12 protein-coding genes and 1 pseudogene are annotated in these 14,593 nt (G+C 70.9%); 8 read left to right on the plus strand and 5 right to left on the minus strand.

What is annotated here, in order from left to right; translation table 11 throughout:
- Positions 1-127: 127 nt before the first annotated feature.
- From FLX08_RS30095 to FLX08_RS30105, 3 genes are all read right to left on the minus strand, one after another.
- Positions 128-676 carry a CGNR zinc finger domain-containing protein gene (locus FLX08_RS30095; protein ID WP_142623647.1) on the minus strand — a complete coding sequence of 183 codons (549 nt, stop codon included), beginning with the start codon at positions 674-676 and terminating at the stop codon, positions 128-130.
- An 88-nt stretch (positions 677-764) separates the two neighbouring features.
- On the minus strand, positions 765-1,172 hold the full coding sequence (locus FLX08_RS30100; protein WP_142623648.1) for a Fur family transcriptional regulator: 408 nt from the start codon (positions 1,170-1,172) through the stop codon (positions 765-767).
- 55 nt (positions 1,173-1,227) lie between these two features.
- Positions 1,228-1,650: a DUF6703 family protein gene (locus FLX08_RS30105; RefSeq protein ID WP_244313000.1), complete on the minus strand. Its 423-nt coding sequence runs from the start codon at positions 1,648-1,650 to the stop codon at positions 1,228-1,230.
- Between the two features lie 135 nt (positions 1,651-1,785).
- On the opposite strand from FLX08_RS30105, the gene FLX08_RS30110 reads away from it, so the two are divergent.
- From FLX08_RS30110 to FLX08_RS30125, 4 genes are all read left to right on the plus strand, one after another.
- A complete protein-coding gene (locus FLX08_RS30110) occupies positions 1,786-2,103 on the plus strand; it encodes an antibiotic biosynthesis monooxygenase family protein (RefSeq protein WP_142623649.1) in 318 nt (105 codons plus the stop codon).
- A gap of 164 nt (positions 2,104-2,267) precedes the next feature.
- Entirely contained in the window at positions 2,268-3,653 is a 1,386-nt protein-coding gene (locus FLX08_RS30115; protein ID WP_142623650.1) for a glycine--tRNA ligase, read from the plus strand.
- 121 nt (positions 3,654-3,774) lie between these two features.
- Positions 3,775-4,116, plus strand: a complete 342-nt coding sequence (locus FLX08_RS30120) for a YciI family protein (protein WP_142623651.1) — start codon at positions 3,775-3,777, stop codon at positions 4,114-4,116.
- Between the two features lie 171 nt (positions 4,117-4,287).
- Positions 4,288-4,890, plus strand: coding sequence for an ATP-dependent Clp protease proteolytic subunit (locus FLX08_RS30125; RefSeq protein WP_142623652.1), 603 nt, complete (start codon positions 4,288-4,290; stop codon positions 4,888-4,890).
- Positions 4,891-5,013: 123 nt separating this feature from the next.
- Here the strand turns inward: FLX08_RS30125 and FLX08_RS30130 are convergent, their stop codons facing one another.
- Positions 5,014-6,474, minus strand: a complete 1,461-nt coding sequence (locus FLX08_RS30130; RefSeq protein WP_244313001.1) for an alpha/beta hydrolase — start codon at positions 6,472-6,474, stop codon at positions 5,014-5,016.
- A gap of 530 nt (positions 6,475-7,004) precedes the next feature.
- Between FLX08_RS30130 and ppdK the strand changes: the two genes are divergently transcribed.
- From ppdK to FLX08_RS30145, 3 genes and pseudogenes are all read left to right on the plus strand, one after another.
- Positions 7,005-9,641, plus strand: a complete 2,637-nt coding sequence (gene ppdK / locus FLX08_RS30135) for a pyruvate, phosphate dikinase (RefSeq protein WP_142623653.1) — start codon at positions 7,005-7,007, stop codon at positions 9,639-9,641.
- Between the two features lie 432 nt (positions 9,642-10,073).
- Positions 10,074-11,024 (plus strand): annotated as a pseudogene (locus FLX08_RS42460) (M14 family metallopeptidase); the annotation flags it as partial.
- A gap of 581 nt (positions 11,025-11,605) precedes the next feature.
- Positions 11,606-12,910, plus strand: a complete 1,305-nt coding sequence (locus tag FLX08_RS30145) for a deoxyguanosinetriphosphate triphosphohydrolase (RefSeq protein ID WP_142623654.1) — start codon at positions 11,606-11,608, stop codon at positions 12,908-12,910.
- A gap of 10 nt (positions 12,911-12,920) precedes the next feature.
- Here FLX08_RS30145 and FLX08_RS30150 read toward each other — a convergent pair whose 3' ends face one another.
- Positions 12,921-13,778: a LysR family transcriptional regulator gene (locus FLX08_RS30150; protein ID WP_142623655.1), complete on the minus strand. Its 858-nt coding sequence runs from the start codon at positions 13,776-13,778 to the stop codon at positions 12,921-12,923.
- Positions 13,779-13,849: 71 nt separating this feature from the next.
- On the opposite strand from FLX08_RS30150, the gene FLX08_RS30155 reads away from it, so the two are divergent.
- Positions 13,850-14,593 (plus strand): SDR family oxidoreductase, encoded by a 744-nt coding sequence (locus tag FLX08_RS30155; RefSeq protein WP_142623656.1) that lies wholly within the window; start codon positions 13,850-13,852, stop codon positions 14,591-14,593.

Here is a 14,593-nt window from a genome sequence, read left to right on the forward strand (position 1 = left end):
CCCGCCAACGAAGCCGCCTGACCCACCCGGCAAACGTTCGTGGTCACCGCACTAGGAAAGTCGCGCGCCACTGAAAACCACTGGGAAACCACTAGGAAAACGGCACCCGAACGCGGCGGGCCCGGCGTCAGGAGGCGTCGCGGCGGCGGGCCCGGTATGCGGCGACGTGCATGCGGTTTCCGCAGGTGCGGCTGTCGCAGTAGACCCGGGAGCGGTTCCTCGACTCGTCCACGAAGACGTGGGAGCAGTCGGGCGCCGCGCACGTGCGCAGGCGATCCCGCTCGTTCTCCACGAGCACGTGGGCGAGCGCGACGCCGCAGTCGGCGGCCAGGTGCTCGGCGACCGACGAGCCCGGCGCGAAGTAGTGCACGTGGAGGGGGTGGCCGTCGTGCTCGGCGAGGTGCGGTGTGATGCGGGTGCGCTGCAGCAGCGTGTTGAGCAAGCCGACCGCCGTCGGCTGGTCCGGCGCGGTGAACACCGCGTGGAACTCCTCGCGCAGCGCGCGGACCTCGGCGAGGTCCCGCCGGGTCACCGCCTCGACTCCGCTGACCTCTCGTCTGCGGACGAACTCCTCAAGGTCGCCGACCTCGGCCAGCGCGTCGCGCTCGTCGGCGCCGGTGTTGATGAGGTCCACCACCGTCCCCAGCGAGTACACCATGTCATGGCTGAACGGCACGCCATCTCCCTCTTGTCGCGGCGGGCGGGATCATGTCCTTGTCGCGGCGCCCGCAGCGTACCTCTCGTAAGGCCCGCGTGGGACGGGGTCAGCCCTTTCCGGCCGTCTCCGCCCGCGACGCCGCCTCCGCACAGGAGGAACAGGTGCCGAAGACCTCCACGGTGTGCGTCACGTTGGTGAAGCCGTGCTCGGCCCCGACGACCTCGGCCCAGCGCTCGACGTCCGGCCCGGCCACCTCGACCGTACGCCCGCAGTCCCGGCACACCAGGTGGTGGTGGTGCGAGTCGGTCTGGCACGCGCGGTAGACCGACTCGCCCTCGTCGGTGCGCAGCACGTCGACCCGGCCGGCGTCGGAGAGCGACTGGAGCGCCCGGTAGACGGTCGTCAGGCCGATCTTCGAGCCGATCGCACGCATCTCGGCGAACACGTCCTGCGCGCTCCGGAACCCCCGGCTCTGCCGGAGGATCTCGTGAACGGCGTCGCGGCTCTTCGTCATCAAGACTCCTGTGTACGGCTTCGCCCTACGACCTACCAGGTTAGGCCGGTTCGCGTTAGATCAGGCCGAAACGGGTGGCGGCGAGCAGGATCAGGAACGTCGCGACCGCCACGCGCAGCAACCGGCCCACCGGACGCAGCGAGGGCCAGGACAGGTAGGCCAGCCAGACGATGAACGCGAGCACCGGAAGCACGGCCACCCCGCCACGCCAGTCGGCCACCACCAGGCCGGCGATCAGCAGGGCCACCATGATCAGAGGGGCCAGCCAGCGGGGCTGCTGGAACAGGAAGACCAGCGGCGCGGCGCTCCTGCGCTCGATGTCCGCGCGCACCCCGATGGCGCCGGGCGTGAAGAACTGCTCGCCCTGCGGCAGGGACCGCCGCATGCGCGGGGGCGCCGCGTTCTCCTGGGCGGGGGGTTTCCTCGCCAGGGGATGGGCCGGCACCTGACGGCGCGGCGGTTCGGTTTCGCTTCCCACGTGTTCGAGCCTAGTGCGCGTCCGCCCCGTCGTCGCCCTGTCACAGAGCTCGGTCACAGCGCTCGCGATACCCGTTCCGGCCGGGGCCCGCCCCTCCCCGGCAGGCCGTACGCGAGGGATGGCATGCTGGGCGGCATGCTCGCCGTGATCCGTTACTCGGTGCCGGGCGCCCGCGCCGACGAGTTCGCCGCCCAGGCGCGCGACATCCTCGACCTGCTGGCCGCGCAGCCGGGATATCTGCGCGGGCAGGTCGGCAGGTCGGTGGACGAGCCGGCCCTGTGGGCCGTGGTCAGCGAGTGGGAGGGCGCGGGCTACTACCGGCGTGCCCTGTCCGCGGCCCGCATGGTGATGTATCCCCTGATGACCCTTATGATCAACGAGCCCAGCGCCTTCGAAAGCGTCTACACGCTGCCGGGCGAGGGGGCGAGCGCCGGGACCGTGGGCAAGGCTTGAGCGCGGGGGCGCCGGATTCCCCTAAGCTTGAGCACGGATCCTGGCAGGTGGCCCGACGTCCCGCAGCCGCGACACGGCGGCCGGGCCGGCCCGCCCGCTTCAGCGAGCATCGCACCGCTGACCCCGATCTCAACGCCGACACCCAGCCGGATGGAGTTCCACTGATGGCACGTCGCACCGACGTCTTGGAAACGATCGTCAGCCTCGCCAAACGCCGCGGGCTCGTCTTCCCGTCGAGCGAGATCTACGGAGGCCTGCGGGCGTCGTGGGACTACGGCCCCCTCGGTGTCGAGCTCAAGAACAACGTGAAGCGCGAGTGGTGGAAGGCCATGGTGCAGGGCCGCGACGACGTCGTCGGCCTCGACTCCTGCGTCATCCTCGCCCGTGAGGTCTGGCAGGCCAGCGGTCACGTCGAGACCTTCACCGACCCGCTCACCGAGTGCCAGTCGTGCCACAAGCGCTACCGCGCCGACCACCTTGTCGAGGCGTACGAGGCCAAGCACGGCAGCGAGCCGGCGGGCGGCCTGGCCGACATCACCTGCCCCAACTGCGGCAACAAGGGCGCCTTCACCCAGCCCAAGCAGTTCAGCGGCCTGCTGAAGACCTTCCTCGGCCCGGTGGAGGACGAGTCGGGCCTGGCGTACCTGCGGCCGGAGACCGCGCAGGGCATCTTCATCAACTACCTGAACGTCCAGCAGTCGGCCCGCAGGAAGATCCCGTTCGGCATCGGCCAGATCGGCAAGTCGTTCCGCAACGAGATCACGCCGGGCAACTTCATCTTCCGCACGCGTGAGTTCGAGCAGATGGAGATGGAGTTCTTCGTCAAGCCCGGCACGGACGAGGAGTGGCACCAGTACTGGATCGACGAGCGCCTGCGCTGGTACGTCGACCTCGGCATCAACAAGGACAACCTCCGGCTCTACGAGCACCCGAAGGAGAAGCTGTCCCACTACTCGAAGCGGACCGTGGACATCGAGTATCGCTTCAACTTCGCCGGCGGCGAGTGGGGCGAGCTGGAGGGCATCGCCAACCGCACCGACTTCGACCTCACCGCGCACGGCAAGGCGTCCGGCACCGACCTGTCGTTCTTCGAGCAGGAGTCGGGCGAGCGCTACGTGCCGTACGTCATCGAGCCGGCGGCCGGTGTGGACCGCGCGACGCTGACCTTCCTCCTCGACGCCTACACGGTCGACGAGGCGCCCAACGCCAAGGGCGTCATGGAGGAGCGGACCGTGATGCGCCTCGACCACCGCCTCGCCCCGGTCAAGGTCGCGGTGCTGCCGCTGTCGCGCAACGCCGACCTGTCGCCGAAGGCCCGCGACCTCGCGGCTCAGCTGCGCCGCCGGTGGAACGTGGACTTCGACGACGCGGGCGCCATCGGCCGCCGCTATCGCCGCCAGGACGAGATCGGCACGCCGTTCGCGATCACGGTCGACTTCGACACCCTTGAGGACCAGGCCGTGACGATCCGCGAGCGGGACACCATGGCCCAGCAGCGGGTCGCACTCGACCAGGTCGAGTCCTACCTGCGCCAGCACCTCAACGACTAGATCATCACGACAAGGCGCCTGTCCGGATTCCCGGACAGGCGCCTTTCGCATTTCCTGCGCGGCACGCCGGAGTCGGCGAGGATGGGCGCGATCTCCGAAGAGCGACAAGGGAGCCGACGCGATGACCAAATACCTGATCTCGTTTCCGAGTGCCGCCATGGCCCTTTCCGGCGAGGACCTGCAGGCGGCCGCGGACGCGGCGCACGCCGTGGTGCAGGAGGCGAAGGACGCCGGCGTCTGGGTGTTCGGCGGCGGCATCGACGAGAGCGTTCCGCCGGTCATGGTGGCCGGGGACGGGACCGTGACCGAGGGCACCTACCCGCAGACGCGGCGGCTCGAAGGCGGCTACAGCATCCTGGAGCTGCCGTCCCACGAGGCGGCGCTGGAGTGGGCCGCGAAGATGGCGGTCGCGTGCCGGTGCGCGCAGGAGGTCCGCGCGTTCCAGTACGACCCCGCAAGCTGACGGGCACCGGCCCGCCGGGTGGGCCAGAAAGATCGCGGCTAATCGCGCGAAATATGCTCATAGCGTAATCTCCCGCGGGGGAAATGTGCTGAGAGTGAAATAAGCAGTCCTGTTCCCGGGTTCCGGGACTAATGTCGCGGCATAACCCGGCTACCGGAACAGGGAGACCAGATGGACCACTTCGCGCGCTCAGGCGACCCCGCCGCCGACCGGTTCGGCTTCGACGATCTTGGCCACAAGCTGCTGGAACGGCGCATCGTCGTGCTCGGCCAGGAGGTCGACGACGACATCGCCAACCGGATCTGCTCGCAACTGCTGCTGCTGAGCGCGGAGGACTCCACGCGGGACATCAGCCTTTACATCAATTCCCCCGGTGGTTCCGTGTCGGCCGGTCTTGCGATTTACGACGTCATGCAATATGTGCCGAACGACGTCGTCACCGTGACCATGGGCCTGGCCGCCTCGATGGGGCAGTTCCTGCTGTGCGCCGGCGCGCAGGGCAAGCGCTACGCCCTGCCGCACGCGCGCATCATGATGCACCAGCCGCTCGGCGGCATCGGCGGCACGGCGGCCGACATCGCGATCCAGGCCGAGCAGATGCGTCACACGAAGAAGACCCTGGCCGAGCGCACCGCCTTCCACACGGGCCAGCCGCTCGAGCGCATCGAGGCGGACGCCGACCGCGACCGGTGGTTCACCGCCGAGGAGGCCAGGGAGTACGGCATCGTCGACCACGTGGTGGCCGGGCTCGGCGCCGTGCGGACGGCCCAGTAAGAGGGGCCCAGTAAGAGGGGCACAGTAAGAGGGGCACAGTAAGGGCGGCGCAGTGAGAGCGGCCCAGTAAGAGCCGCGCAGTGACAGCAGCGCGGTGAGCAGTGAACGGGCGGGGGAGCGCGCTCAGCCGCAGCGCGTTCCCTCGGGCGGGACCGTCCCCTCCAGCAGGTAGGCGTTGACCTTCTCGTCGATGCACTGGTTCTGGCCGTACGCGCCGTGGCCCTCGCCGTTCAGCGTCAGCAGCACGGCGGTGCGGAGCTGCTCGGCCAGCCGCGGCGCCCACTGGTAGGGCGTGGCCGGGTCGTTCGTGACGCCGACCACCAGGATGGGATTGGACCCGGTGGCGTCGACGTGCCGGGCGGCGTCGTTCCCGCGCACCGGCCAGGCGCTGCACGCCCCCGCGCTGATCGCGGTCGGGGCGAAGATCGGGCTCTTCTTCTCCAGGCGCCGGGCCAGCTCCTTGGCCTGCGCGACCGAGGGGCGGTCGGTGCTGTCGACGCACAGCACCGACGGCAGCGAGAACTGCAGGGTCGAGTAGGTGCCGTCCGGCTGCCGCCCGGCGTACTGGTCGGCCAGGGCGAGCAGGCCGTCGAGCCTGCCCTTCCTGCCCTCGTCCAGCGCCTCGGTGAGCAGGGGCCAGGTGAGCTTGCTGTAGAGCGCCTGGGTGATGCCCGCCCTGGCGATGTCCTCGGTGACCGTGCGCGAGCCGACCTTCCCCGGCGTGCGGGCCAGGGTGTCGAGGAGCTTCAGCACGGTGGCGTTCGCCGCCGCGGCGTCGGCGCCGAGCGGGCAGCTCGTCCGCGTCTTGGTGCAGTCGGCCAGGTAGTCCTCGTACGCCTTCTGGAAGCCGAGGGTCTGCGTCTTGGCCATTTCGAGCATGCTGACCGAGGGGTCGACGGCCGAGTCGAGCACCATCCGCCCCACCTTCTCGGGGAACTGCGTGGCGTACACCGCCCCGAGGTGGGTGCCGTAGGAGAAGCCGAAGTAGTTGAGGTGCGACTCGCCGAGGGCCGTGCGCATCGTCTCCATGTCGTGTGCCGCGTTGACGGTGCCGACGTAGGGGAGGATCCAGCCCGCGTTGCGCTCGCACGCCTGGGCGAATCCGGTGACGAGCTTGGTCTCGGTCGCGGTGTTCTCGCTGGGCTCCTTGCTCATGTACTGGTCCATCTGCGGCCCGGTGAGACAGCGGATGCCGCTGCTGCGTTCCACGCCGCGCGGGTCGAAGCCGACCAGGTCATAGCGGGTGTTCAGCGTGGAGAACGCGTGGGCCGCGTTGATGAGCGTGGTGACGCCGGAGCCGCCGGGACCGCCGAAGTTGAAGACCAGGGAGCCGATCCGCCGGCTCGGGTCGGTGGCCCGCAACCGGACCAGGGCGATGCCGATCTGCTTGCCCTCCGGTTTGGCGTAGTCGAGGGGCACCTGGAGCGTCGCGCACTCGAAGCCCGAGGCGGACGCCGTCTCCTCGCACGCCTTCCACGCCAGGGAGGGCGTGCTCGACACGTACTCCCACGGGGTGACCCGGGCGCCCCCGCAGCCGGTGGTCGCCGCCATCGCGCCGAGCCCGGCGACCACCGCCGCCGTCACCGGCCCGACCCTCCGTGCCGCCGTGCGCCGTGCTGCCAGAACCTGTGCTGCCAGGACCCGTGCCGCCATGGCCTGTGCCGCCCGCATTCGTGCCGTCGTTTCCCGTGCCGTCACTCGCGCCGATACCCCTCGCTCCGGAACCCCTTGCTCCAGAACCTCTCGCGACAACGCTCGCGACACTGACAACCCTCCGTGTTCGACTCTATTCGGAGGGTGTCTCGTTTATATCGCATGCCGTCGCCGCCGCATCGCCGACTCACCGGAACTCCGCCTTACCGGACAATGGTCTAAACCATTTCCTCGCGGCCGCTGCGGGATCTTCATGCCGTCCTTGGCGGCGAATTGGTTTATACCACTTCGAGATCGTCGGAAAAATGGCCGTTCTTTGATTGGATTAGACCTCTCCAATGCCTCCTACCTGCTTAGACGTCATATACGGCGAAGGGTGAGGTTTGGTGCTGATTTTCCTAGGTACAGTCCGGTTGCGGGCCGCATCGGCGGTTTTATTGAAGTCCGCGAAGGAGCGTCGCATGCCCAAGTACGTTTACGACTTCACCGAGGGCAACAAGGACCTCAAGGACCTGCTCGGTGGCAAGGGCGCCAATCTGGCGGAAATGACCAACATAGGCCTCCCCGTGCCTCCCGGCTTCACGATCACCACCGAGGCGTGCCGCCACTATCTGGGGCACGGGCGCATGCCCGAGGGGCTGGAGGGGGAGATCGGCGAGCACCTCGCCGCCCTCGAAGCGCGGATGGGCAAGCGCCTCGGCCAGGCGGACGACCCGCTGCTGGTGAGCGTGAGGTCGGGAGCCAAGTTCTCGATGCCCGGCATGATGGAGACGGTCCTCAACATCGGCCTCAACGACGACTCCGTCCTCGGACTGGCCAAGCAGTCGGGAAACGACCGCTTCGCGTGGGACTCCTACCGCCGGCTCATCCAGATGTTCGGCAAGACCGTCCTGGACATCGACGGCGAGCTGTTCGAGGAGGCGATGGACGACCTCAAGGGCGAGCGGGAGGACACCGAGCTCGACGCCGGCGACCTCCAGCGGCTGGTCGAGACCTTCAAGTGCATCGTCCGGGAGCGTACGGGCCGCGACTTCCCCACCGACCCCCGCGAGCAGATGGACCTCGCCGTCAGGGCGGTCTTCGACTCCTGGAACGCCCCGCGCGCGATCCTCTACCGCCGCCAGGAGCGCATCCCCGCCGACCTCGGCACGGCCGTCAACATCGTCGCCATGGTGTTCGGCAACATGGGCCCCGACTCCGGCACCGGGGTCGCCTTCACCCGCGACCCCGGCTCGGGTCGCCAGGGCGTCTACGGCGACTACCTGCGCAACGCCCAGGGCGAGGACGTCGTCGCCGGAATCCGCAACACCGTCCCCCTCCAGGAGCTGGAGACCATTAACCCGCAGGCCTACCGCGAGCTGCTCGACATCATGGCGACGCTGGAGCGGCACTACCGCGACCTGTGCGACATCGAGTTCACGATCGAGCGCGGCAAGCTGTGGATGCTGCAGACCCGGGTCGGCAAGCGCACGGCCGCCGCCGCCTTCTGCATCGCCACCCAGCTCGTGGACGAGGGCCTGATCGACATGGACGAGGCGGTCACCCGGGTCACCGGCGACCAGCTCGCCCAGCTCATGTTCCCCCGCTTCGCCGCGACGGCCGGCAACCACAGGCTGACCACCGGCATGAACGCCTCGCCCGGCGCCGCCGCGGGCCGGGCCGTCTTCAGCTCCGAACGGGCCGTCGAGCTGGCCGGGCGGGGCGAGGCGGTCATCCTCGTGCGTCGGGAGACCAACCCCGACGACCTCGCCGGGATGATCGCGGCCCACGGCGTGCTCACCTCCAGGGGCGGCAAGACCTCCCACGCCGCCGTGGTGGCGCGCGGCATGGGCAAGACCTGCGTGTGCGGGGCCGAGGAACTGGAGGTCGACCAGCACGCCCGCCGGTTCACCGCGCCCGGCGGGGTCGTCGTCGACGAGGGCGACGTGATCTCCATCGACGGCGGCACCGGGGCCGTCTACCTCGGCGAGGTGCCGGTCACCGCCTCACCGGTCGCCAAGTATTTCGAGGGCGAGCCCGCCGAGGACGAGCTGGTGGAGGCCGTCGACCGGATCATGACCCATGCCGACTCCGTGCGCCGGCTCGCCGTACGGGCCAACGCCGACACCCCCGAGGACGCCGCCCGCGCCCGGCGCTACGGCGCCCAGGGCATCGGGCTGTGCCGTACGGAGCACATGTTCCTGGGCGAGCGGCGGCGGCTCGTCGAAGACCTGATCCTGGCCGCGACGCCCGAGGAGCGGCAGGCGGCGCTCGACGCGCTCGAACCGCTGCAGACCGGCGACTTCACCGGCATCTTCGCGGCGATGCGCGGGCTGCCGGTGACGATCCGGCTGATCGACCCGCCGCTGCACGAGTTCCTGCCCGATCTCACCGACCTGGCCGTGAAGGTGGCCCTCGCGGGCGACGGCGCGGACGACCGGGACCGCAGGCTGCTCGAGGCGGTCAAGCGGCTGCACGAGCAGAACCCGATGCTCGGCCTGCGCGGCGTACGGCTCGGCCTGACGATCCCCGGCCTGTTCGCCATGCAGGTGCGGGCCATCGCGGCGGCGGCCCGGCAGGTGGAGGACGCGCGTGCGGAGATCATGATTCCGCTGGTCGGCGCGGTGCAGGAGCTGGAGATCGTCAAGGAGGAGGCGGAGCGGATCCTCGCCGAGGCGGGCGTGGAGGCGGCGATCGGCACGATGATCGAGGTGCCGAGGGCGGCGCTGACGGCCGGCGGGATCGCCGAGGCCGCGGAGTTCTTCTCGTTCGGCACCAACGACCTCACCCAGCTGACGTGGGGCTTCTCCCGGGACGACGTGGAGAGCGCCTTCTTCGGCAGATACCTCGACCTGGGCGTCTTCGGGGTCTCGCCGTTCGAGTCGATCGACCGGGAGGGCGTCGGCAGACTGATGCGGATCGCGGTCGAGGAGGGCAGGCGCACCCGGCCGGACCTCAAGCTCGGCATCTGCGGCGAACACGGCGGCGACCCCGACTCGGTGCACTTCTGCCACGAGATCGGCCTCGACTACGTCTCCTGCTCGCCGTTCCGCATTCCGGTGGCCCGGCTGGAGGCGGGCCGTGCCGCGCTGACCTGCGCGCAGTCCGACACGAGATGAGTTGAAATTTCAGAGAACATCCGGACTCGTTGTGGAATGACCAGATCGGAGTGCGGACGGTTCACCGGGTCGTGCGACACGGCCCGGTGGATGTTGATGCCGGGCGATTGACTGATCACTCTACGTACCTACCGCAAGGGAGGGCGTGGAGTGAGAAGACGTCGCCGCCTGCCGGCGCTGGGGGTCGCCGCGGCGCTGCTGTGCACCCTCGCGACACCGCTCGTCGCCGCCCCCGCGTCGTCGGCCGTTCCGCCCGCGACCGTGCTGACGGCCGCCGGGGACGCCCCGGCGGAGCAGGCGGGCCAAGTGGTGCAGGCGGTGCAGGAGCCGTCGCCGTCGCGGCAGTATCAGGTGGACGGCCCGGCGACCGTCGCGCAGCGCAGCGCGGTGGCCCGCACGGGGGCCGCCGTCGACGAGGTGCACGGCCGGAGCATGGTCGTCACCGCGACGCTCCAGGAGGCCGACGCCATCCGCAGGCTCGGGTTCACGGTCACCGAGCCGGCGCCGCCCGCCGAGGACCGCGGGCCGCAGACCTTCGACTTCCCCTCGGGCGACTCCGCCTATCACAACTACGCCGAGCTCAGCACCCTGGTCGACCAGGTCGTCGCCGCCCATCCCACGATCGCCCGCAGGTTCAGCTACGGCCGCTCGTACGAGGGCCGCGACCTGATGGGCGTCAAGATCAGTGACAACGTGGCCACCGACGAGAACGAGCCGGAGGTGCTGTTCACCGCCCACCAGCACGCGCGCGAGCACCTCACCGTCGAGATGGCGATCTACCTGCTGCGCCTGTTCACCGACAACTACGGCGGCGACGCGCAGATCACCGACCTGGTGAACACGCGGGAGATCTGGGTCCTGCCCGACCTCAACCCCGACGGCGGCGAGTACGACATCGCCACCGGCTCCTACCGGTCGTGGCGCAAGAACCGGCAGCCCACCTCCGGGTCCTCCGCCGTCGGCACCGACCTCAACCGCAACTGGGCCCACCGGTGGGGCTGCTGCGGCGGCTCCTCCGGCACCCCGTCGAGCGAGACCTACCGCGGCTCGGCCGCCGAGTCGGCCCCGGAGGTCAGGGCGGCGGCCGACTTCGTGCGCAGCCGCGTGGCCGGCGGCGTCCAGCAGATCAAGGCGGCCATCGACTGGCACACCTACAGCGAGCTCGTGCTCTGGCCGTACGGGTACACGACGGCCGGCACCGCCCCGGGCATGACGCAGGACGACCGGGACGCGTACGCCGCCCTCGGCCGGAGCATGGCGGCCACCAACGGTTACACCGCCGAGCAGGCGAGCGACCTCTACATCACCGACGGCTCCATCGACGACTGGATGTGGGGAACGTACAAGATCTTCACGTACACGTTCGAGATGTATCCCCGGGGGAGCAATCCCGGCTTCTACCCGCCGGACGAGGTGATCGACCGGGAGACCTCTCGCAACCGGGCGGCCGCGCTGCTGCTCGTCAAGAGCGCCGACTGCGTCTACCGGGTCATCGGCAAGGAGTCCACCTACTGCGGCACCGGCACACCGCCCACGACCGTCTCCTCCGACACGTTCGAGACGGCGACCGGCTGGACGGCGAACGCCGCGGGCACCGACACGGCCACCTTGGGCGCGTCGGAGCGCGCCGACCCCGCGACCTCGTCCAGCGGGGCCAAGCAGCTCGGCACGACGGTCAGCGGGAGCTACGACCTGGTCACCGGCGCCGCCGCGGGGACGAGCGCGGGCGACCGCGACGTCGACGGGGGAGTGCGTACGCCGGGCTGGGCGCCGGTGTCCACCAGGTGGGCGGCCCCGAACGCGTCGACGCGCAGCTCACCGGCGTCCCCCGGCGGCGCTCGTGGCCGCTTATCGGGCAAGGGGGCAATCTCCCATCGGACTACTGGATCTGTCGTGAAACCGGACCTTCGCGGGTACGCTCCATTCCCCGCCGCCACGGGGCTTGCCACAAGGAAGGAGGACGCATGGCCCGCTATGACGAGCACGACCAGGCACGGTGGGTGCCGGAACCGCCGGGCAACCCCGAGCGGAGCGCGTTCGAGCGAGACCGGGCACGCGTGCTCCACAGCGCCTCGCTGCGCAGGCTCGCCGCCAAGACGCAGGTGGTGGCCCCCGCCGACTGCACCGGCCTGCACAGCCCCCGCACCCGGCTGACCCACTCCCTCGAGTGCGCGCAGATCGGCCGCGAGATGGGCAAGGTGCTCGGCTGCGACCCCGACCTGGTGGAGACCGCCTGTCTCGCCCACGACCTCGGCCATCCCCCGTTCGGCCACAACGGGGAGGCCGCTCTCGACGAGCTGGCCGCGCCGTGCGGCGGGTTCCAGGGCAACGCGCAGAACCTGCGCCTGCTGACCCGGCTGGAGGCCAAGGTCATCACCGAGGACGGCCGGAGCGCCGGGCTCAACCTCACGCGGGCCGCGCTCGACTCGGTCTGCAAGTATCCCTGGGCCGGGTCCTCCTGCCGGATCCCCGGCGTCCCGCTCGCCGACGAGGGCCGGCCCTACTGCGTCTACCCGGACGACCTGGCGGTCTTCCTGTGGGCGCGGGAGGGGGCGCCCGACTACGCGGTCGGCTTCGAGGCGCAGGTCATGGACTGGGCCGACGACGTGGCCTACTCGGTGCACGACCTGGAGGACGCGCTGACGTGCGGTCACGTGACGATGGCGGCCCTGCGCGACCCGGAGGAGCGGCTGGAGGTGTGCCGCCTGACGAGGGAGTGGTACGCGCCCGACGCCGCCCTGGAGGAGCTGTCGGAGACCTTCGCCCGGCTGCTCGCCGAGCCGCTGTGGCCGTCCGCGTTCGACGCCGGGCTCGCCGACCTCGCCGCGCTCAAGCGGCTCACCAGCGCCCTCATCGGCCGGCTGTGCCGCTCCGCCCAGGACGCCACCCGCGAGGCGTACGGCTGCCGCCCCACGCCGGGCGGCAGGAGCGGCCGCACCCGGTATGACGCGGACCTGGTGGTGCCGCGGACGACCCGCCTGGAGTGCGCGCTGCTCAAGGGGGTGACGGCCCGCTACGTGATGTCCAGGGAGGCCCACCACGCCGTCCAGGCCCGGCAGCGCGAGATCATCGCCGAGCTGGGCGACCTCGTCCTGCGCGGCGCCCCGGCGACGCTGGAGCCCGCGCTGCGGCAGCAGTTCGAGCAGGCCGCCGACGACGCGGGGCGGCTGCGCGCGGTGGTCGACCAGATCGCCTCGCTCACCGACGCCTCCGCCATGGGCTGGCACCGCCGCCTGTCGGCGAAGACCCACCCCCTCAAGGCCGGCTGACCCGCTCGTTTCAGGCCTGTCCGGCCCGCCGCGCCACCTCCGCCGCCGTACGCACGAAGGCGGCCAGCGCCCGCGACCGCGCGTCCTGCGGCCAGGCCAGGACCAGCGTCGTCGGCGGCGCGTCGGGCACGGGCACGCTGACGAGGTCGTGACGCAGGTTCGCCCGGATCGACCGGGGGACGACCGCCACGGCCCGGCCGAGCGCGACGAGATGCATGAGCTGACCGCTCTCGGCGATCCCGAAGGAGCCCTCGGGGACGGCCTCGGGCCACCGCGGCAGCGGCTCGCCGTCGAGGTCGGCCATCGACAGCTCCGCGCGCCCGGCGAGCCGGTGCCCCCGGGGCAGCACCGCCACCTGGCTTTCCACCAGGAGCTCCTCGACCGCCAGGCCGGTCAGATCCTCGCGCGGCGCGTGCAGCAGGGCGGCGTCGGCCCGGCCGTCCCGCACCATCGCGCCGCGCTCGCGGGCGCTGAAGACGATGTCGACGGGCAGCGCGCCCGGCGTGGCCGCGTACGCCGCGAGGATCTCCGGCAGCAGGTCGGCGTCCCCGCCCGGTTTGGCGGCGAGCACGAGCGACGGCGCGTCGCGGCCGGCCCGCCGGGTCCTGCGTACGGCCGCCGACAGCGCGGCGAGCGCGGCGTGGCCCTCCCGCAGCAGCGTCTCACCCGCTTCCGTCAGCTCCACCGTGCGGTGGTCGCGCTCCAGCAGCCGCACCCCGAGGCGGCGTTCGAGCCGCTGGATCGCCCGCGACAGCGGAGGTTGCGCGATGCCGAGCCGCCGGGCCGCCCGCCCGAAGTGCAGCTCCTCGGCCACCGCCACGAAATAGGTCAGCTCCCGCGTCTCAACGGTGTCGTCACCGGCGGTCATACCGCGAGGGTATCGCCCGTGACCGAGACGGTGTTGGGCACCGGGAGGGACGGGGTGGTGGGCTTGCCCCCATGAACGGCACTGACACCGTCGCCCTGGTCACGGGCGCGAACAAGGGAATCGGCTACGAGATCGCGAGGCAGCTCGGCGAGCTCGGCATGATCGTGCTGCTCGGGGCGCGCGACCCGGGGCGCCGCGACGAGGCGACCGCGAAGCTGCGGGCGGAGGGCCTGGAGGTCCACCCGCTGACGATCGACGTCACCGGCGAGGAGGGCGTGCGGGCGGCGGCGGAACAGGTGGGGGAGCGGTTCGGCCGCCTCGACGTGCTCGTCAACAACGCCGGCATCTCGGGCGGCACCCGGCAGACGCCCGGCTCGGTCAACCTCGGCGCGGTGCGCGAGGTGTTCGAGACCAACGTGTTCGGCGTCATCCGGGTGACCGACGCGATGCTGCCGCTGCTGCGGCGGTCGCCGGCCGGGCGGATCGTCAACGTGGGCAGCGGCACGGCGTCGATGACGCACATGACCGACCCCGATCACTACTTCGCCCGGAGGCAGAGCGTCGCGGGCTACCCGCCGTCGAAGGCCGCGCTGAACATGCTCACCATCCAGTACGCCAAGGAGCTGCGGCCGCTCGGCATCCTGGTCAACGCCATCGCCCCCGGGGCATGTGACACCGACTTCGCCAGGGACCTCGGCATGTCCCTGCCGCGTACGGCGGCGCAGGGCGCGGCGGTCGCGGTCAGGCTCGCGACGCTCGGCGCCGACGGACCGTCGGGCGGGTTCTTCGCCGAGGACGGCCCGGTGCCCTGGTGA

Origin of the sequence: Microbispora hainanensis, from assembly GCF_006874475.1 — a bacterium.
Taxonomy (GTDB): domain Bacteria; phylum Actinomycetota; class Actinomycetes; order Streptosporangiales; family Streptosporangiaceae; genus Microbispora; species Microbispora hainanensis.

What these genes read in the sequence shown, in the direction of transcription:
- FLX08_RS30115 (WP_142623650.1), top strand. Translation starts at nt 2,268, where the DNA reads ATGGCACGTCGCACCGACGTCTTGGAAACGATCGTCAGCCTCGCCAAA.
- FLX08_RS30110 (WP_142623649.1), top strand. Translation starts at nt 1,786, where the DNA reads ATGCTCGCCGTGATCCGTTACTCGGTGCCGGGCGCCCGCGCCGACGAG.
- ppdK (WP_142623653.1), top strand. Translation starts at nt 7,005, where the DNA reads ATGCCCAAGTACGTTTACGACTTCACCGAGGGCAACAAGGACCTCAAG.
- FLX08_RS30100 (WP_142623648.1), bottom strand. Translation starts at nt 1,172, where the DNA reads ATGACGAAGAGCCGCGACGCCGTTCACGAGATCCTCCGGCAGAGCCGG.
- FLX08_RS30120 (WP_142623651.1), top strand. Translation starts at nt 3,775, where the DNA reads ATGACCAAATACCTGATCTCGTTTCCGAGTGCCGCCATGGCCCTTTCC.
- FLX08_RS30155 (WP_142623656.1), top strand. Translation starts at nt 13,850, where the DNA reads ATGAACGGCACTGACACCGTCGCCCTGGTCACGGGCGCGAACAAGGGA.
- FLX08_RS30150 (WP_142623655.1), bottom strand. Translation starts at nt 13,778, where the DNA reads ATGACCGCCGGTGACGACACCGTTGAGACGCGGGAGCTGACCTATTTC.
- FLX08_RS30125 (WP_142623652.1), top strand. Translation starts at nt 4,288, where the DNA reads ATGGACCACTTCGCGCGCTCAGGCGACCCCGCCGCCGACCGGTTCGGC.
- FLX08_RS30145 (WP_142623654.1), top strand. Translation starts at nt 11,606, where the DNA reads ATGGCCCGCTATGACGAGCACGACCAGGCACGGTGGGTGCCGGAACCG.